General features: G+C 65.5%; 1 protein-coding gene. It reads left to right on the plus strand.

Annotation, left to right across the window (positions count from 1 at the left end; translation table 11 throughout):
- Nucleotides 1-457: 457 nt before the first annotated feature.
- The coding region (locus ABFX45_RS46825; RefSeq protein WP_428834317.1) for a hypothetical protein at nucleotides 458-528 on the plus strand (71 nt) is incomplete at its 3' end.

A 528-nucleotide genomic window follows, 5' to 3' on the forward strand; every position in this document is an offset into this window, starting at 1 on the left:
TGATCACCTATCGTGCCACACTCGACGTCCCCCGCGAACTGGCCCAGTACCTCGGGCGCCTGCTGCGTGCTGAGCGCCGCGACCGCGGTACCCGCACCGGCACCAGGGCGTTGACCTGCTTCTGGCATGCGGTGTTCGCGCTGTGCTGGTTCCGGGAGAACCGCGACATCACAGCGCTGGCGCGTGATCACGGCATCTCCCGTGCCACCGGCTACCGCTACCTCGACGAGGTCATCGGCGTGCTCGCCGAGCAAGCCCCGGACCTGCACGAAGCATTACGGCAAGCCCAGCAGGACGGTCTTGCCCACGTCGTTCTCGACGGCAAGATCTTCTCCGCCGATCGCCTCGCCGAGAAGACCACCAGCACGAAAGGCGAGCAGATCGACCTGTGGTACTCCGGTAAGCACACGAGCACGGCGGCAACATCCAAGCACTGCTGGCACCGGACGGTTTTCCCTTGTGGATCAGCGATGTCGAGCCTGGATCGATGCATGATCTGACCGCGGCCCGCGAACACGTCCTCGGCGC

The organism is Lentzea roselyniae, from assembly GCF_039537795.1.
GTDB lineage: Bacteria > Actinomycetota > Actinomycetes > Mycobacteriales > Pseudonocardiaceae > Lentzea > Lentzea atacamensis.